This window comes from Actinocrispum sp. NPDC049592 (assembly GCF_040675465.1).
GTDB lineage: Bacteria > Actinomycetota > Actinomycetes > Mycobacteriales > Pseudonocardiaceae > Kibdelosporangium.
In genome coordinates this window covers 151160-166682 of the sequence record NZ_JBFAPA010000017.1, presented here as the reverse complement: position 1 = coordinate 166682, position 15523 = coordinate 151160, and the positions used below count along the sequence as shown (strand labels likewise).

The window sequence follows — 15523 nt, the reverse complement described above, 5'->3', positions numbered from 1 at the left end:
CGATGTCACCATTCGTTCGGCCTCTGCGGCTCGTCGCGGTTCCACATCTTCTGGTTGGCGTAGTAGTCGTCGTCCGCGACGTCGCCCTCGGGCTCTTCCTCGTCCTCTTCCGGCAGGTCCACTTTGAACAGTTCACGCAGCGAGGGGGCGCCCGGCACGAGGTCCGGCAGGTCGACCATGTCCTCGCCGGGGGTCAGTGCCTGGACCTCACGGGTCACCTCGACCCGCACGCTCGCCGCGGCCTTGCGGACCACCCTGGTGATCTCGGCCGCCAGCTGCTCGGGGGTACCGCGGTCGAACGCGCGCGAGGACAGCGTCAGCGAGGTGAGCAGCCCGGTCCGGTCCACCTGGGCGGTCACGATCCCGTCGGCGGAGCTGGCCTCGCCGGTCAGCTGGGCCATCCGCTCCTGGGCCTCTTTGAGCTCCTCCGTGCGCCGCCGCAGGTCGGCCATCATGTCGTCGACCTGGCTGCGCATGGCGGCGTTGCGCGCGGCCAGCTGCGCGTACTCGTCGTCCGGTGCGGACAAACCCCTCGCCCCCCGGCTTGTCGGGTCCTCTGTCGTGACGGAATGTACCCGGGCGGTCTGACAGTCCGGGTGGTTTTGCGTACAGTGCTGTGCGGTGTCGCCCGCCGTGACGATCTCGTGACCCACCCCCTCGGCCTGGGCAAACGCCATCGCGCACTTGGTCAGGGGGCCCCGGTTTTGATCCGGCGATCAGGCCGGGTATCTTTGCTAACCGTGCCCGACTGATGTCGGGCCGCTCCGTGTGCCATCGAGTGTGTGAAAGCCTCGGGTCGCACGTCGGAGTCCTCCCAAACCCCGTTGGGATGCCGCAGTTGTTCAGGTGGCGCAGTCCCGCACGGGCCGTACGAGGCAGGCGACACGCCCGACCTCGGGTTACGGCGGGGCCAGGGCGGAAGCGCTGTAACCAGGGACAACGCCAAGTAGATGCAGTCGTAGAGAAAGCCGGTCCATGCCCACGATCCAGCAGCTGGTCCGAAAGGGCCGCCAGGACAAGGTCGCCAAGACCAAGACCGCGGCGCTCAAGGGGAGCCCGCAGCGGCGCGGTGTGTGCACACGCGTGTACACCACCACTCCGAAGAAGCCGAACTCGGCGCTGCGCAAGGTCGCCCGTGTGAAGTTGACCAGCGGCATCGAGGTCACCGCCTACATCCCCGGTGAGGGTCACAACCTCCAGGAGCACTCGATGGTGCTCGTGCGTGGCGGTCGTGTGAAGGACCTCCCCGGTGTTCGCTACAAGATCATCCGTGGCTCGCTGGACACGCAGGGCGTGAAGAACCGCAAGCAGGCGCGCAGCCGCTACGGCGCGAAGAAGGAGAAGAGCTGACATGCCCCGCAAGGGACCGGCCCCGAAGCGGCCGCTGATCTCCGACCCGGTCTACAGCTCGCCGCTGGTCACGCAGCTGATCAACAAGGTGCTGCGGGACGGCAAGCGCTCCGTCGCGGAGAAGATCGTCTACGGCGCCCTCGAGGGCGCCCGCGAGAAGACCAGCACCGACCCGGTGGTCACGCTCAAGCGCGCGCTGGACAACGTGAAGCCCACCATCGAGGTGAAGAGCCGCCGCGTCGGTGGCGCCACCTACCAGGTGCCGATCGAGGTCAAGCCGGGCCGCAGCACCACGCTGGCGCTGCGCTGGCTGGTCAGCTACTCCCGCAGCCGCCGGGAGAAGACCATGGTGGAGCGGCTGATGAACGAGCTGCTCGACGCGAGCAACGGTCTCGGCGCCAGCGTCAAGCGGCGCGAGGACACGCACAAGATGGCCGAGTCGAACAAGGCCTTCGCCCACTACCGCTGGTGACGTAGACCAGTCTCGAGCTCTGCAAGACAGGGGAAGATTCTCGTGGCACTCGAAGTGCTCACCGACCTTGCCAAGGTCCGCAACATCGGGATCATGGCGCACATCGACGCGGGCAAAACCACGACGACCGAGCGGATCCTCTTCTACACGGGGATCAACTACAAGATCGGCGAAGTGCACGACGGTGCCGCGACGATGGACTGGATGGAGCAGGAGCAGGAGCGTGGTATCACCATCACCTCCGCCGCTACCACCACGTACTGGAACAACAACCAGATCAACATCATCGACACGCCGGGCCACGTGGACTTCACCGTCGAGGTGGAGCGCAACCTGCGCGTGCTGGATGGCGCCGTAGCCGTCTTCGACGGCAAGGAGGGCGTCGAGCCGCAGTCCGAGCAGGTGTGGCGGCAGGCCGACAAGTACGACGTGCCCCGGATCTGCTTCGTCAACAAGATGGACAAGCTCGGTGCGGACTTCTACTTCACCGTGCGGACCATCTCGGAGCGCCTGGGCGCCAAGCCGCTGCCGATCCAGCTGCCGATCGGCGCCGAGAACGACTTCATCGGCGTCATCGACCTGGTTGAGATGCGCGCGCTGACCTGGCGCGGCGAGGTCACCAAGGGCGTGGACTACTCGATCGAGGAGATCCCGGCCGACCTGCTGGACAAGGCCAACGAGTACCGCGAGGCGCTCGTCGAGGCCGTCGCCGAGACCGACGACGAGTTCATGGAGCAGTACCTCGACTCCGGGGAGCTGTCCATCGAGCAGATCAAGGCCGGCATCCGCAAGCTGGTGATCGGCCGCGAGGCCTACCCGGTGCTGTGCGGCTCGGCGTTCAAGAACAAGGGCGTGCAGCCGATGCTGGACGCGGTCATCGACTACCTGCCGTCCCCGCTGGACGTGCCGGCCGTCGAGGGCACGCTGCTGGACGGCGAGACGGTCGCCACGCGCAAGCCGTCGGTCGACGAGCCGTTCTCCGCGCTCGCGTTCAAGATCGCCGCGCACCCGTTCTTCGGCAAGCTGACCTACATCCGGGTCTACTCCGGCCAGATCCCCTCCGGCGCCCAGGTCATCAACTCGACCAAGGAGCGCAAGGAGCGCATCGGCAAGCTCTTCCAGATGCACTCCAACAAGGAGAACCCGGTCACCGAGGCCATCGCCGGCCACATCTACGCGGCGATCGGCCTGAAGGACACCACCACGGGTGACACGCTCTGCGACCCGCAGAACCCGATCATCCTGGAGTCGATGACCTTCCCGGAGCCGGTCATCCAGGTCGCCATCGAGCCGAAGACCAAGGCCGACCAGGAGAAGCTGGGCACCGCGATCCAGAAGCTGGCCGAGGAGGACCCCACCTTCAAGGTCAAGCTGGACGAGGACACCGGCCAGACGATCATCGCCGGCATGGGCGAGCTCCACCTGGACATCCTGGTGGACCGCATGCGCCGCGAGTTCAAGGTCGAGGCCAACATCGGCAAGCCTCAGGTGGCGTACCGCGAGACCATCCGCAACACCGTGGACAAGGTCGAGTACACCCACAAGAAGCAGACCGGTGGTTCCGGCCAGTTCGCCAAGGTGCTCGTCAAGCTGGAGCCGCTGGCCACCACGGACGGCGCGCTCTACGAGTTCGAGAACAAGGTCACCGGTGGCCGCGTCCCGCGCGAGTACATCCCGTCGGTCGACCAGGGTGCTCAGGACGCCATGCAGTACGGCGTGCTCGCGGGCTACCCGTTGGTGGGTCTCAAGCTGACCCTGCTCGACGGTGCGTACCACGAGGTCGACTCGTCCGAGATGGCGTTCAAGATCGCCGGTTCGATGGTGCTGAAGGAGGCCGCGAAGCGCGCCAACCCGGTGCTGCTCGAGCCGATGATGGCCGTCGAGGTGACCACGCCCGAGGACTACATGGGCGACGTCATCGGTGACCTGAACTCCCGCCGTGGCCAGATCCAGGCCATGGAGGAGCGCAGTGGCACGCGCGTCGTGAAGGCGCTCGTTCCGCTGTCGGAGATGTTCGGCTACGTCGGTGACCTGCGGTCTCGGACCCAGGGCCGCGCGAACTACTCCATGCAGTTCGACTCCTACGCCGAGGTTCCCACGAACGTCGCGAAGGAGATCATCGCAAAGGCGACGGGGGAATAACCCCTCACCGGAGCACCACACAACGTGTGGGCTCTCCGGGGTTCCCCCGGGGTCCGCACAACCGACCCTGATGAGCCGGCGGGGCGAGGCGAAATCTATTGTTTCGCCCCATCGGATAAGAACAAGTCCAGGAGGACAATCCAGTGGCGAAGGCGAAGTTCGAGCGGACCAAGCCGCACGTCAACATCGGCACCGTCGGTCACATCGACCACGGCAAGACGACGCTTACCGCGGCCATCTCCAAGGTCCTGCACGACAAGTACCCGGACCTCAACCCCTTCACGCCGTTCGACGAGATCGACAAGGCGCCGGAGGAGAAGCAGCGCGGTATCACCATCTCGATCGCTCACATCGAGTACCAGACCGAGAAGCGGCACTACGCGCACGTCGACTGCCCGGGTCACGCTGACTACATCAAGAACATGATCACCGGTGCCGCCCAGATGGACGGCGCGATCCTGGTGGTCGCCGCTACCGACGGCCCGATGCCGCAGACGAAGGAGCACGTGCTGCTCGCCCGTCAGGTCGGCGTGCCGTACATCATCGTCGCGCTGAACAAGTCCGACATGGTGGACGACGAGGAGATCCTCGAGCTCGTCGAGCTCGAGGTCCGCGAGCTGCTGTCCGAGTACGAGTTCCCGGGCGACGACGTCCCCGTGGTCCGCGTCTCGGCGCTGAAGGCCCTCGAGGGTGACCCCGAGTGGTCGGCCAAGCTGCTCGAGCTGCTCGACGCCGTCGACGAGAACATCCCGGAGCCGGTCCGCGAGACCGACCGTCCGTTCCTGATGCCGATCGAGGACGTCTTCACGATCACCGGTCGTGGCACCGTCGTCACCGGTCGTATCGAGCGCGGCGTGATCAACGTCAACGAGGAGGTCGAGATCCTGGGCATCCGGGAGAAGGCCACCAAGACGACGGTCACCGGCGTCGAGATGTTCCGCAAGCTGCTCGACCAGGGCCAGGCCGGTGACAACGTCGGTCTGCTGGTCCGCGGTGTCAAGCGCGAGGACGTCGAGCGCGGCATGGTCGTGGCCAAGCCCGGCACCTCCACCCCGCACACCGAGTTCGAGGCGCAGGTCTACATCCTGTCCAAGGACGAGGGTGGCCGGCACACGCCGTTCTTCCAGAACTACCGGCCGCAGTTCTACTTCCGCACCACCGACGTGACCGGCGTCGTGACCCTCCCCGAGGGCACCGAGATGGTCATGCCGGGCGACGACACCAAGATGTCCGTCCAGCTGATCCAGCCGATCGTGATGGACGAGGGCATGCGGTTCACCATCCGTGAGGGTGGCCGGACCGTGGGCGCCGGAACGCTGACCAAGATCATCAAGTGATCTAGGTCCGATTTTCGGACCCCGATTTGGACGCCATATTTCGGTATGGCATCCTGTATAAGTTGCTCGTCGTGGGGCGGCCGGGTTTCCTCGCGGAAACCGGCCGCCTCCGCGCGAGGGCGGTGGAGCTAGAACACCGCCACGTTGGACAACCAAGGGTTATGCCGGGAATTCTGTTGAGCTTCCGGCCGCCCGTCCCACAGACGTCAGGTTCTCCCCGCGAGGACGAAAACGACAGTGGGACCGGTCTGTGAGTGTTACGGCGACACGCCCGACCTCGTGGACCGGGGACCATGACTTGTGAACAGGGGAGCGGAGTCTCCAGATCGGCCATCCTGGCCGGTCAGAGCTCTGACAAGGGACATCACGGAAGGAACGGCAAAGCCACCATGGCGGGACAGAAGATCCGCATCCGGCTCAAGGCCTACGACCACGAGGCGATCGACGCCTCCGCGCGCAAGATCGTCGAGACCGTGACGCGTACCGGCGCCCGGGTCGTCGGGCCGGTGCCGCTGCCGACCGAGAAGAACGTCTACTGCGTCATCCGCTCGCCGCACAAGTACAAGGACTCGCGCGAGCACTTCGAGATGCGCACGCACAAGCGTCTGATCGACATCCTCGACCCGACGCCGAAGACGGTCGACGCGCTCATGCGCATCGACCTGCCGGCCAGCGTCGACGTCAACATCCAGTAAGCGCCTGCGCGCGAGAAACGCAGCGGAGAGAACGAGACCATGTCTGACAGGCAAGTGAAGGGCATTCTGGGCACCAAGCTCGGTATGACCCAGGTCTTCGACGAGGCCAACCGGGTCGTCCCGGTGACCGTCGTCCAGGCCGGGCCGAACGTGGTGACCCAGGTTCGCACCCAGGAGACCGACGGCTACGTCGCGGTGCAACTGGCCTTCGGCGCCATCGACCCGCGCAAGGTCAACAAGCCCGAGACCGGGCACTTCAGCAAGGCCGGTGTGACCCCTCGGCGCTACCTCGCCGAGCTGCGGACCACCGACGCCGGCGAGTACACGGTCGGCCAGGAGATCACCGCCGAGGTGTTCGAGGCGGGCACCGAGATCGACGTGACCGGCACCAGCAAGGGCAAGGGCTACGCCGGTGTGATGAAGCGCCACGGCTTCAAGGGCCTGAGCGCCTCGCACGGCACCCAGCGCAAGCACCGCTCCCCGGGCTCGATCGGCGGCTGCGCCACCCCGGGCCGCGTGTTCAAGGGCCTGCGCATGGCCGGCCGGATGGGTCACGTCAAGGTGACCACCCAGAACCTGACCGTGCACCGGGTCGACGCCGAGTCCGGTCTGATCCTGATCAAGGGCGCGGTGCCCGGCCCCAAGGGCGGCCTCGTGTTCCTCAAGAGTGCCGCGAAGGGTGGTGCGTGAAGATGACCAGCGTTGACGTTCGCACCCCGGACGGCAAGACCGATGGCAGCGTCGAGCTGCCCGCGGCCGTCTTCGATGTCCAGGCGAACATCCCGCTGATCCACCAGGTCGTCGTGGCCCAGCAGGCCGCCGCCCGCCAGGGCACACACGACACCAAGACCCGCGGCGAGGTTCGCGGTGGTGGCAAGAAGCCGTACCGCCAGAAGGGCACCGGCCGCGCCCGCCAGGGTTCGACCCGGGCGCCGCAGTTCGTCGGCGGTGGCGTCGTGCACGGCCCCACTCCCCGCGACTACTCCCAGCGGACCCCGAAGAAGATGAAGGCCGCCGCCCTGCGCGGTGCCCTGTCCGACCGGGCCCGTGACGAGCAGCTGTTCATCGTGTCCTCGCTGGTGACCGGCGAGACGCCGTCCACCAAGGACGCCCGCAAGGCCCTGGCCGCGCTGACCGACGCCAGGCGCGTGCTGGTCGTGCTCAACCGGGACGACGAGCTGAACCTGCTGTCGGTGCGCAACCTGGACAACGTCCACGTGCTGTGGCCGGACCAGCTGAACACCTACGACGTGATCAACAACTTCGCCGTGGTGTTCACCAAGGACGCCTACGAGGCCTTCGTCGCCGGCCCGATCAGCGGCCGCTCCGCCAAGGCCACCGCTCGGTCGAGTGAGGTCGAGGAGGAGGACAAGTGATTCCCGACCCCCGCGACATCCTGCGCGCGCCGGTCATCTCCGAGAAGTCCTACGGGCTGCTCGAGGAGAACAAGTACACCTTCGTCGTGTCCCCGGACGCGAACAAGACGGCCATCAAGATCGCCGTCGAGAAGGTGTTCGGCGTCAAGGTGATCAGCGTGAACACGCTGAACCGGCAGGGCAAGCGCAAGCGCACCCGCACCGGCTACGGCAAGCGCAAGGACACCAAGCGCGCCATCGTCACGATCTCCGCCGACAGCAAGCCGATCGAGATCTTCGGCGGCCCGGCCGCCTAAGGGAACGAGGAACTCGAAGAGATGGGCATCCGCAAGTACAAGCCGACGACGCCGGGCCGTCGTGGCTCCAGCGTCTCGGACTTCGCCGAGATCACCCGGGACCACCCGGAGAAGTCGCTGGTCCGTCCGCTGAACAAGAAGGGCGGCCGCAACGCGCACGGCAAGATCACCACCCGGCACAAGGGTGGCGGTCACAAGCGCGCGTACCGGCTGATCGACTTCCGGCGCAACGACAAGGACGGCGTGCCGGCCAAGGTCGCACACATCGAGTACGACCCGAACCGCACCGCCCGCATCGCGCTGCTGCACTACGCGGACGGCGAGAAGCGCTACATCATCGCGCCGGACAAGCTGCGCCAGGGCGACCCGATCGAGAACGGCCCCAAGGCCGACATCAAGCCGGGCAACAACCTGCCGCTGCGCAACATCCCGGTGGGCACCGTGATCCACGCCATCGAGCTGCGGCCCGGTGGCGGCGCCAAGATCGCCCGGTCGGCCGGTGCGAGCGTGCAGCTGGTCGCCCGTGAGGGCGCGCTGGCGCAGCTGCGCATGCCGTCCGGTGAGATCCGCAACGTCGACGTCCGCTGCCGCGCCACCATCGGTGCCGTCGGCAACGCGGAGCAGGCGAACATCAACTGGGGCAAGGCAGGCCGGATGCGGTGGAAGGGCAAGCGTCCGACCGTCCGCGGTGTGGCCATGAACCCGGTCGACCACCCGCACGGTGGTGGTGAAGGCAAGACCTCCGGTGGTCGGCACCCGGTCAACCCGGCCGGTAAGCCCGAAGGCCGGACCCGTCGCCGCAAGGCGAGCGACAGCATGATCGTCCGTCGCCGCCGTACCGGCAAGAAGCGCTGAGCAGGAGGGAGTGAACCATGCCGCGTAGCCTGAAAAAGGGCCCGTTCGTTGACGACCACCTGCTGAAGAAGGTCGACGCGCTGAACGAGTCCGGTAAGAAGACCGTCATCAAGACGTGGTCCCGTCGTTCCACGATCATCCCGGACATGCTGGGTCACACGATCGCGGTGCACGACGGCCGCAAGCACGTCCCGGTGTTCGTCTCGGAGGCCATGGTCGGGCACAAGCTGGGCGAGTTCGCCCCGACCCGGACCTTCAAGGGCCACATCAAGGACGACCGGAAGTCCCGCCGCCGCTGAGCGGCGCGCCAGATCACGAACCAGCAAGGGGTAAGCAGCGATGAACGCCCGTAACGAGGCCACGGTGGAGGAGCTTCCTCGCGCCGTGGCCCGGGCTCGCTACGTGCGCACCACGCCGATGAAGGCGCGCCGCGTGATCGAGCTCATCAGGGGCCGTAACGCCAGCGAGGCCCTGGCCGTGCTCCGGTTCGCGCCCCAGGCCGCTAGCGGTCCGGTCGCGAAGGTGCTCGCCAGCGCCATGGCCAACGCCGAGAACAACCTCAGCCTCGACCCGGAGACCCTCTGGGTGAGCGCCGCGTATGTGGACGAGGGCCCGACGCTCAAGCGGTTCCGGCCGCGCGCGCAGGGCCGTGCGTACCGCATCCGCAAGCGCACCAGCCACATCACGGTCGAGGTGGAGTCGCGCCCGAAGAAGGACGCGGCGACGCGGAAGCCGGCCCGCAAGGCCGCCGCGAAGAAGACCGAGACCAGTGAGAAGGGAAGTGCCAGCTAGTGGGTCAGAAGATCAACCCGCACGGCTTCCGCCTGGGTATCACCACTGACTGGAAGTCCCGCTGGTACGCGGACAAGCAGTACGCGGAGTACGTGGCGGAGGACGTCAAGATCCGCAAGCTGCTGTCCAAGGGCATGGAGCGCGCGGGCATCTCCAAGGTGGAGATCGAGCGGACCCGTGACCGCGTGCGGGTGGACATCCACACCGCGCGTCCGGGCATTGTCATCGGCCGCCGCGGCGCCGAGGCCGACCGCATTCGCGGTGAGCTGGAGAAGCTCACCAAGAAGCAGGTCCAGCTGAACATCCTCGAGGTCAAGAACCCCGAGTCGGATGCCCAGCTGGTGGCCCAGGCCGTCGCCGAGCAGCTGTCCAACCGCGTCGCCTTCCGGCGCGCGATGCGCAAGGCCATCCAGTCGGCCATGCGCTCGCCGCAGGTCAAGGGCATCCGGGTGCAGTGCGGTGGCCGTCTCGGCGGCGCCGAGATGTCCCGCTCGGAGCACTACCGCGAGGGTCGCGTCCCGCTGCACACGCTGCGCGCGGACATCGACTACGGCTTCTTCGAGGCCCGCACCACCTTCGGCCGCATCGGCGTGAAGGTCTGGATCTACAAGGGCGAGGTTGTCGGCGGCCGCCGCCAGCACGACGCCGCCCAGAACGCCACGCAGGAGCGCGCCCCGCGCCGCGAGCGTCCGAACCGGGCTCGTCGTTCCGGTGCCACCGGCACCACCGCGACCAGCACCGAGGCAGGGCGTGCCGCTGCCGAGGCCGCGCAGGCTCCGGCCGAGACCGCTCCGGCGGCTCCCGAGGCCACGGCAAACGGGGAGGGCTGAGCCGTGCTCATCCCACGGAAGGTCAAGCACCGCAAGCAGCACTCACCGAAGCGCTACGGCGCCGCCAAGGGTGGCACCAAGGTCAACTTCGGCGAGTACGGCATCCAGGCGCTGGAGCCGTCCTACGTGACCAACCGGCAGATCGAGTCCGCCCGTATCGCCATCAACCGGCACATCCGCCGTGGTGGCAAGGTCTGGATCCCGATCTTCCCGGACCGTCCGCTGACCAAGAAGCCCGCCGAGACCCGGATGGGTTCCGGTAAGGGCTCGCCCGAGTACTGGGTGGTCAACGTCAAGCCGGGTCGCGTGCTGTTCGAGATGAGCTTCCCGAACGAGGCGGTGGCGCGTGAGGCACTGCGCCGCGCGATCCACAAGCTGCCGATGAAGTGCCGCATCGTCACGCGTGAAGGTGGTGACTTCTGATGGCAGTGACCGCTTCGGAGATGCGCGAGCTGACCGAGGAGGAGCTGGTGCTCCGCCTGCGCGAGGCCAAGGAAGAGCTGTTCAACCTGCGCTTCCAGATGGCGACCGGGCAGCTGGACAACAACCGCCGGTTGCGGACCGTGCGCCGCGACATCGCCAAGATCTACACAGTGATGCGGGAGCGCGAACTGGGCTTGTCGGCTTCCCCTGACGAGACAGTTACGGATGAAGGTGCCGCATGACCGAGCCTGTTAAGAACGACGCCGCCGAGCCGCGCGGCCGCCGCAAGGTCCGCGAGGGCTACGTGGTGTCCGACAAGATGGACAAGACCGTTGTCGTCCAGCTCGAGGACCGCAAGAAGCACGCGCTGTACGGCAAGGTCCTGCGCACCACCACCAAGGTGAAGGCGCACGACGAGGAGAACACCGCCGGCGTCGGCGACCGCGTTCTGCTCATGGAGACCCGCCCGCTGTCGGCCACCAAGCGCTGGCGGCTCGTGGAGATCCTCGAGAAGGCCAAGTAAGAAAAGTCCCCGCGGTGGGGCGGGCCCCCTTGGGGGCGGAAAAGCACAGTGACCGCGCTTGTCAGGTCGGAAATCTGACAGGCCACAACGGGTCAGGGAGACCAAGTGATTCAGCAGGAGTCGCGGCTGCGCGTCGCCGACAACACAGGTGCCAAGGAGATCCTTTGCATCCGTGTTCTCGGCGGGTCCGGCCGTCGCTACGCGGGGATCGGCGACATCATCGTCGCCACCGTCAAGGACGCGATCCCGGGTGCGGGCGTGAAGAAGGGTGACGTCGTCAAGGCCGTCATCGTTCGCACCGCCAAGGAGCGCCGTCGGCCGGACGGCTCGTACATCCGGTTCGACGAGAACGCCGCGGTGCTCATCAAGAACGACACCGAGCCGCGTGGCACCCGCATCTTCGGCCCGGTGGGCCGCGAGCTGCGTGACAAGAAGTTCATGAAGATCATCTCGTTGGCACCGGAGGTGCTCTGACCATGAAGGTGCATGGAACGGAGTACGACACGGTCGTCGGAGCGGCGATCTCCACTCTGGTGCTGGAGGTGACCAGGTGAAGGTGAAGAAGGGCGACACGGTCGTCGTCATCGCCGGCAAGGACAAGGGCGCCAAGGGCAAGGTCATCCAGGCCTACCCGAAGGAGAACCGGGTTCTCGTCGAGGGTGTCAACCGGATCAAGAAGCACACCAAGATCACCCAGACCCAGCGTGGCGCCCAGTCCGGCGGGATCGTGACCCAGGAGGCCCCGATCCACGTCAGCAACGTGATGGTGGTCGCCGACGGCAAGGCCGTGCGCGTGGGTTACGAGGAGAAGGACGGCCGCAAGGTGCGCGTCGCGCGCGGCAAGGGCAACGGGAAGGAGATCTGATCATGACTACTGCTGAGAAGACCATCCCGCGGCTCAAGGCCCGCTACCGGTCCGAGATCGCCCCGGCGATGCACAAGGACTTCTCCTACGAGAACGTCATGCAGATCCCGGGCGTCGTCAAGATCGTCGTCAACATGGGTGTCGGCGACGCCGCCCGCGACGGCAAGCTGATCGAGGGCGCGGTCCGCGACCTGTCCATCATCACCGGCCAGCGTCCCGAGGTGCGCAAGGCCCGCAAGTCCATCGCGCAGTTCAAGCTGCGCGAGGGCATGCCGATCGGTGCGCGCTGCACGCTGCGCGGCGACCGGATGTGGGAGTTCCTCGACCGGCTGCTGACCATCGCGCTGCCCCGTATCCGTGACTTCCGCGGCCTCTCGCCGAAGCAGTTCGACGGCAACGGCAACTACACGTTCGGTCTCAACGAGCAGTCGATGTTCCACGAGATCGACCCCGACTCGATCGACCGCCAGCGTGGCATGGACATCACCGTCGTGACCACCGCTACCACCGACGACGAGGGCCGGGCGCTGCTGAAGCACCTGGGCTTCCCGTTCAGGGAGAACTGACGATGGCCAAGAAGGCGTTGATCAACAAGGCCGCGAAGAAGCCGAAGTTCCAGGTTCGTGGCTACACCCGCTGCCAGCGCTGCGGGCGTCCGCACTCGGTGTACCGCAAGTTCGGCCTGTGCCGGATCTGCCTGCGGGAGATGGCGCACCGGGGCGAACTGCCGGGCGTGAGCAAGTCCAGCTGGTAATCGGCTCACCAACAGAAGCCTTTTACCTCCCACATCGCCGTAGGCCCCGGCGGAAACGACACGGGGAACCCCGGTGAGAAAGGTTGACAGGTCACCATGACGATGACCGACCCGATCGCAGACTTCCTGACGCGTCTGCGCAACGCCAACTCGGCGTACCACGACGAGGTCGTGCTGCCGCACTCGAAGATCAAGGCGAACATCGCCGAGATCCTCAAGCGTGAGGGCTACATCGCCGGCTACCGCGCGGAGCAGGGCGAGAAGAGCAAGAACCTCATCGTGGAGCTGAAGTACGGCCCCAACCGTGAGCGCAGCATCGCCGGACTCCGCCGGATCTCCAAGCCGGGCCTGCGGGTCTACGCGAAGTCGACCAACCTTCCGAAGGTCCTCGGTGGCCTCGGCGTGGCGATCATCTCCACGTCGACCGGCCTGGTGACCGACCGGCAGGCCAACAAGCAGGGTGTGGGCGGGGAAGTCCTCGCCTACGTCTGGTAGGGGAGGAGAGGCATGTCCCGCATCGGAAAGCTGCCGATCACCGTCCCCGCCGGGGTCGACGTCAACATCGACGGTCAGACGGTCAACGTGAAGGGCCCCAAGGGCACCCTGACGCACGTCATCGTCGAGCCGATCAGCCTCGAGCGTGCCGAGGACGGCACCCTGCAGGTGAAGCGGCCCAACGACGAGCGTCAGAACCGTGCGCTGCACGGCCTGACCCGCACGTTGGTCAACAACCTCGTCGTCGGCGTCACCGCCGGCTACGAGAAGAAGCTCGAGATCCACGGTGTCGGTTACCGCGTCGCGCTCAAGGGCAGCGACCTGGAGTTCTCGCTGGGCTACAGCCACCCGATCAAGGTGACCCCGCCGCAGGGCATCACCTTCACGGTGGAGACCCCGACCCGGTTCTCGGTCAGCGGGATCGACAAGCAGCTCGTCGGTGAGGTCTCGGCCAACATCCGCAAGCTGCGCAAGCCCGACCCGTACAAGGGCAAGGGCGTCCGCTACGCGGGCGAGAAGATCCGCCGCAAGGTCGGAAAGACGGGTAAGTGACATGAGCGAAGCAACTGTTACCAAGCGCAAGCCGGTGGGCAAGGACATCTCCACCCGCCGCCGCGTCGCTCGTACGCGTCGTCACTTCCGGCTCCGCAAGAAGATCAGCGGCACGCCGGCCCGTCCGCGGCTGGTCGTCAACCGGTCCTCGCGGCACATCGCCGTGCAGCTGATCGACGACCTGGCCGGGCACACCATCGCCGCCGCGACCTCCTTCGAGGCCGACGTGCGTGCGCTGGAAGGCGACAAGAAGGCCAAGGCCGCCAAGGTCGGCCAGCTGATCGCCGCCCGCGCCAAGGACAAGGGTGTCGACAAGGTCGTGTTCGACCGGGGTGGCTACGACTACCACGGCCGGATCGCGGCGCTGGCCGACGCGGCCCGTGAGGCGGGGCTGGAGTTCTGATGACCCGCGAAGCAATCGAGAACGGAAGGAACGCCTGATGCCGGGACGTACACGGCAGGGTGGCGGCTTCGGCGGCGGCCAGGGTGGTCAGGGCGGCAACGACCGCGGTGACCGCCGGGACCGTCGCGACCGCCGCGACGGTGGCCGGGGCGGAGCGGCCCAGGAGAAGACCCCGCACCTCGAGCGCGTGGTCGCGATCAACCGCGTCGCTAAGGTCGTGAAGGGTGGCCGGCGCTTCAGCTTCACCGCGCTGGTGGTCGTCGGCGACGGCGACGGCCAGGTCGGTGTCGGCTACGGCAAGGCCAAGGAGGTGCCCGCCGCGATCGCGAAGGGCGTGGAGGAAGCCAAGAAGAACTTCTTCCGCGTGCCCCGGATCGCCGGCACCATCCCGCACCCGATCCAGGGCGAGGACGCCGCCGGCGTCGTGCTCCTGCGTCCGGCCAGCGCCGGTACCGGTGTGATCGCCGGTGGCCCGGTGCGTGCCGTGCTGGAGTGCGCCGGTGTGCACGACGTGCTGTCGAAGTCGCTGGGCAGCGACAACGCCATCAACATCGTGCACGCGACCGTCGCCGCACTGAAGGGCCTGCAGCGTCCGGAGGAGGTGGCCGCCCGCCGCGGGCTGCCGCTCGAGGACGTCGCCCCCGCCGCCATGCTGCGCGCCCGCGCACAGCAAGGAGCCTGACGATGGCGAAGCTGCAGATCACCCAGGTCAAGAGCAAGATCGGCACCAAGCACAACCACCGCGAGTCGCTGCGCACCCTCGGGCTGCGCAAGATCCGCCAGAGCGTGGTGCGTGACGACACCCCCCAGGTCCGTGGCCTGATCCACACGGTCCGGCACCTGGTGGTCGTCGAGGAGGTCAACGACTGATGGCCATCAAGATCCACCACCTGCGCCCGGCGCCGGGGGCCAAGACCGAGAAGACCCGCGTGGGTCGCGGTGAGGGCTCCAAGGGCAAGACCGCCGGTCGCGGTACCAAGGGAACCAAGGCCCGCAAGAACGTGTCGGCCCGCTTCGAAGGTGGGCAGATGCCCATCCACATGCGGCTGCCGAAGTTGAAGGGCTTCAAGAACCGCTTCCGCGTGGAGTACCAGGTCGTCAACATCGGTGACCTCGTGGAGCTGTTCCCCGAGGGCGGCAAGGTCGGCATCCTCGACCTCGTCGCCAAGGGCGCCGTCCGCAAGGGCCAGCTCGTCAAGGTCCTCGGCGACGGTGACATCAAGGGCACCAAGCTGGAGGTGACCGCCAACGCCTTCTCCGCCTCCGCCGTGGAGAAGATCACCGCCGCCGGCGGCACCACCACCAAGCAGTAGCCCCGCAGTACCCAGAAAGGCCCGCCGGATCCCGGCGGGCCTTTCTTTGT

General features: G+C 67.0%; 26 protein-coding genes. 25 read left to right on the top strand and 1 reads right to left on the bottom strand.

From position 1 onward, the window contains the following. Window positions 1-5: 5 nt before the first annotated feature. Complete coding sequence (locus AB0J95_RS35775; RefSeq protein WP_364768234.1) at window positions 6-527, bottom strand: YbaB/EbfC family nucleoid-associated protein; 522 nt, start codon at window positions 525-527, stop codon at window positions 6-8. A gap of 448 nt (window positions 528-975) precedes the next feature. Between AB0J95_RS35775 and rpsL the strand changes: the two genes are divergently transcribed. From rpsL to rplO, 25 genes are all read left to right on the top strand, one after another. Further along, the gene (gene rpsL, locus AB0J95_RS35770) at window positions 976-1350 is read left to right on the top strand and encodes a 30S ribosomal protein S12 (RefSeq protein WP_025361387.1); all 375 of its coding nucleotides are present in this window, start codon (window positions 976-978) and stop codon (window positions 1348-1350) included. Between the two features lies 1 nt (window position 1351). Next, window positions 1352-1822: a 30S ribosomal protein S7 gene (gene rpsG, locus AB0J95_RS35765; RefSeq protein WP_364768230.1), complete on the top strand. Its 471-nt coding sequence runs from the start codon at window positions 1352-1354 to the stop codon at window positions 1820-1822. Between the two features lie 42 nt (window positions 1823-1864). Beyond that, entirely contained in the window at window positions 1865-3964 is a 2100-nt protein-coding gene (gene fusA / locus AB0J95_RS35760; protein ID WP_364768227.1) for an elongation factor G, read from the top strand. A 143-nt stretch (window positions 3965-4107) separates the two neighbouring features. Continuing rightward, window positions 4108-5301, top strand: a complete 1194-nt coding sequence (gene tuf / locus AB0J95_RS35755) for an elongation factor Tu (protein WP_364768224.1) — start codon at window positions 4108-4110, stop codon at window positions 5299-5301. Between the two features lie 389 nt (window positions 5302-5690). Next, window positions 5691-5996 carry a 30S ribosomal protein S10 gene (rpsJ, locus tag AB0J95_RS35750; RefSeq protein ID WP_003938093.1) on the top strand — a complete coding sequence of 102 codons (306 nt, stop codon included), beginning with the start codon at window positions 5691-5693 and terminating at the stop codon, window positions 5994-5996. 39 nt (window positions 5997-6035) lie between these two features. Beyond that, complete coding sequence (gene rplC / locus AB0J95_RS35745) at window positions 6036-6686, top strand: 50S ribosomal protein L3 (protein WP_364768221.1); 651 nt, start codon at window positions 6036-6038, stop codon at window positions 6684-6686. A 2-nt stretch (window positions 6687-6688) separates the two neighbouring features. Beyond that, the gene (rplD, locus tag AB0J95_RS35740) at window positions 6689-7372 is read left to right on the top strand and encodes a 50S ribosomal protein L4 (RefSeq protein ID WP_364768218.1); all 684 of its coding nucleotides are present in this window, start codon (window positions 6689-6691) and stop codon (window positions 7370-7372) included. Beyond that, entirely contained in the window at window positions 7369-7668 is a 300-nt protein-coding gene (rplW, locus tag AB0J95_RS35735; RefSeq protein WP_364768215.1) for a 50S ribosomal protein L23, read from the top strand. Before rplD ends, rplW begins: the two co-directional genes overlap by 4 nt. Window positions 7669-7689: 21 nt before the next feature. Then, window positions 7690-8523 (top strand): 50S ribosomal protein L2, encoded by an 834-nt coding sequence (rplB, locus tag AB0J95_RS35730; protein ID WP_364768212.1) that lies wholly within the window; start codon window positions 7690-7692, stop codon window positions 8521-8523. A gap of 17 nt (window positions 8524-8540) precedes the next feature. Continuing rightward, window positions 8541-8822: a 30S ribosomal protein S19 gene (gene rpsS, locus AB0J95_RS35725; protein WP_033384221.1), complete on the top strand. Its 282-nt coding sequence runs from the start codon at window positions 8541-8543 to the stop codon at window positions 8820-8822. 40 nt (window positions 8823-8862) lie between these two features. Then, the gene (rplV, locus tag AB0J95_RS35720) at window positions 8863-9315 is read left to right on the top strand and encodes a 50S ribosomal protein L22 (RefSeq protein WP_364768209.1); all 453 of its coding nucleotides are present in this window, start codon (window positions 8863-8865) and stop codon (window positions 9313-9315) included. After that, a complete protein-coding gene (gene rpsC, locus AB0J95_RS35715) occupies window positions 9315-10145 on the top strand; it encodes a 30S ribosomal protein S3 (RefSeq protein WP_364768206.1) in 831 nt (276 codons plus the stop codon). The genes rplV and rpsC overlap by 1 nt, the downstream gene beginning before the upstream one ends. Before the next feature lie 3 nt (window positions 10146-10148). Continuing rightward, a complete protein-coding gene (rplP, locus tag AB0J95_RS35710; protein WP_364768203.1) occupies window positions 10149-10568 on the top strand; it encodes a 50S ribosomal protein L16 in 420 nt (139 codons plus the stop codon). Further along, window positions 10568-10810, top strand: a complete 243-nt coding sequence (gene rpmC, locus AB0J95_RS35705) for a 50S ribosomal protein L29 (RefSeq protein ID WP_364768200.1) — start codon at window positions 10568-10570, stop codon at window positions 10808-10810. The genes rplP and rpmC overlap by 1 nt, the downstream gene beginning before the upstream one ends. Next, complete coding sequence (gene rpsQ / locus AB0J95_RS35700; RefSeq protein ID WP_364768197.1) at window positions 10807-11091, top strand: 30S ribosomal protein S17; 285 nt, start codon at window positions 10807-10809, stop codon at window positions 11089-11091. The genes rpmC and rpsQ overlap by 4 nt, the downstream gene beginning before the upstream one ends. A gap of 105 nt (window positions 11092-11196) precedes the next feature. After that, on the top strand, window positions 11197-11565 hold the full coding sequence (rplN, locus tag AB0J95_RS35695; protein ID WP_033384214.1) for a 50S ribosomal protein L14: 369 nt from the start codon (window positions 11197-11199) through the stop codon (window positions 11563-11565). A 76-nt stretch (window positions 11566-11641) separates the two neighbouring features. After that, window positions 11642-11956, top strand: a complete 315-nt coding sequence (gene rplX / locus AB0J95_RS35690; RefSeq protein ID WP_364768194.1) for a 50S ribosomal protein L24 — start codon at window positions 11642-11644, stop codon at window positions 11954-11956. A 2-nt stretch (window positions 11957-11958) separates the two neighbouring features. Beyond that, window positions 11959-12522 (top strand): 50S ribosomal protein L5, encoded by a 564-nt coding sequence (gene rplE / locus AB0J95_RS35685; protein WP_364768191.1) that lies wholly within the window; start codon window positions 11959-11961, stop codon window positions 12520-12522. Between the two features lie 2 nt (window positions 12523-12524). Then, on the top strand, window positions 12525-12710 hold the full coding sequence (locus AB0J95_RS35680; RefSeq protein WP_364768188.1) for a type Z 30S ribosomal protein S14: 186 nt from the start codon (window positions 12525-12527) through the stop codon (window positions 12708-12710). A gap of 96 nt (window positions 12711-12806) precedes the next feature. Further along, complete coding sequence (gene rpsH, locus AB0J95_RS35675; protein ID WP_364768185.1) at window positions 12807-13205, top strand: 30S ribosomal protein S8; 399 nt, start codon at window positions 12807-12809, stop codon at window positions 13203-13205. 12 nt (window positions 13206-13217) lie between these two features. Then, window positions 13218-13757, top strand: coding sequence for a 50S ribosomal protein L6 (gene rplF, locus AB0J95_RS35670; RefSeq protein WP_364768182.1), 540 nt, complete (start codon window positions 13218-13220; stop codon window positions 13755-13757). Window position 13758: 1 nt separating this feature from the next. Beyond that, a complete protein-coding gene (gene rplR, locus AB0J95_RS35665) occupies window positions 13759-14160 on the top strand; it encodes a 50S ribosomal protein L18 (RefSeq protein ID WP_364768179.1) in 402 nt (133 codons plus the stop codon). A 37-nt stretch (window positions 14161-14197) separates the two neighbouring features. Beyond that, window positions 14198-14842 (top strand): 30S ribosomal protein S5, encoded by a 645-nt coding sequence (gene rpsE, locus AB0J95_RS35660; RefSeq protein WP_364768177.1) that lies wholly within the window; start codon window positions 14198-14200, stop codon window positions 14840-14842. Window positions 14843-14844: 2 nt separating this feature from the next. After that, a complete protein-coding gene (gene rpmD / locus AB0J95_RS35655) occupies window positions 14845-15030 on the top strand; it encodes a 50S ribosomal protein L30 (protein WP_054297492.1) in 186 nt (61 codons plus the stop codon). Beyond that, window positions 15030-15473, top strand: coding sequence for a 50S ribosomal protein L15 (rplO, locus tag AB0J95_RS35650; protein ID WP_364768173.1), 444 nt, complete (start codon window positions 15030-15032; stop codon window positions 15471-15473). Before rpmD ends, rplO begins: the two co-directional genes overlap by 1 nt. Window positions 15474-15523: the final 50 nt, after the last annotated feature.

Bases quoted from the DNA above. Each gene is read 5' to 3' on its own strand.
- rplR (WP_364768179.1), top strand. From the start codon at position 13,759: ATGAGCGAAGCAACTGTTACCAAGCGCAAGCCGGTGGGCAAGGACATC.
- rpsE (WP_364768177.1), top strand. From the start codon at position 14,198: ATGCCGGGACGTACACGGCAGGGTGGCGGCTTCGGCGGCGGCCAGGGT.
- rpsS (WP_033384221.1), top strand. From the start codon at position 8,541: ATGCCGCGTAGCCTGAAAAAGGGCCCGTTCGTTGACGACCACCTGCTG.
- rpmC (WP_364768200.1), top strand. From the start codon at position 10,568: ATGGCAGTGACCGCTTCGGAGATGCGCGAGCTGACCGAGGAGGAGCTG.
- rplE (WP_364768191.1), top strand. From the start codon at position 11,959: ATGACTACTGCTGAGAAGACCATCCCGCGGCTCAAGGCCCGCTACCGG.
- AB0J95_RS35680 (WP_364768188.1), top strand. From the start codon at position 12,525: ATGGCCAAGAAGGCGTTGATCAACAAGGCCGCGAAGAAGCCGAAGTTC.
- rplF (WP_364768182.1), top strand. From the start codon at position 13,218: ATGTCCCGCATCGGAAAGCTGCCGATCACCGTCCCCGCCGGGGTCGAC.
- rpmD (WP_054297492.1), top strand. From the start codon at position 14,845: ATGGCGAAGCTGCAGATCACCCAGGTCAAGAGCAAGATCGGCACCAAG.
- rplV (WP_364768209.1), top strand. From the start codon at position 8,863: ATGAACGCCCGTAACGAGGCCACGGTGGAGGAGCTTCCTCGCGCCGTG.
- rplC (WP_364768221.1), top strand. From the start codon at position 6,036: ATGTCTGACAGGCAAGTGAAGGGCATTCTGGGCACCAAGCTCGGTATG.
- rplO (WP_364768173.1), top strand. From the start codon at position 15,030: ATGGCCATCAAGATCCACCACCTGCGCCCGGCGCCGGGGGCCAAGACC.
- rpsQ (WP_364768197.1), top strand. From the start codon at position 10,807: ATGACCGAGCCTGTTAAGAACGACGCCGCCGAGCCGCGCGGCCGCCGC.
- rpsJ (WP_003938093.1), top strand. From the start codon at position 5,691: ATGGCGGGACAGAAGATCCGCATCCGGCTCAAGGCCTACGACCACGAG.
- rplB (WP_364768212.1), top strand. From the start codon at position 7,690: ATGGGCATCCGCAAGTACAAGCCGACGACGCCGGGCCGTCGTGGCTCC.
- rplD (WP_364768218.1), top strand. From the start codon at position 6,689: ATGACCAGCGTTGACGTTCGCACCCCGGACGGCAAGACCGATGGCAGC.
- rpsL (WP_025361387.1), top strand. From the start codon at position 976: ATGCCCACGATCCAGCAGCTGGTCCGAAAGGGCCGCCAGGACAAGGTC.
- rpsG (WP_364768230.1), top strand. From the start codon at position 1,352: ATGCCCCGCAAGGGACCGGCCCCGAAGCGGCCGCTGATCTCCGACCCG.
- rpsH (WP_364768185.1), top strand. From the start codon at position 12,807: ATGACGATGACCGACCCGATCGCAGACTTCCTGACGCGTCTGCGCAAC.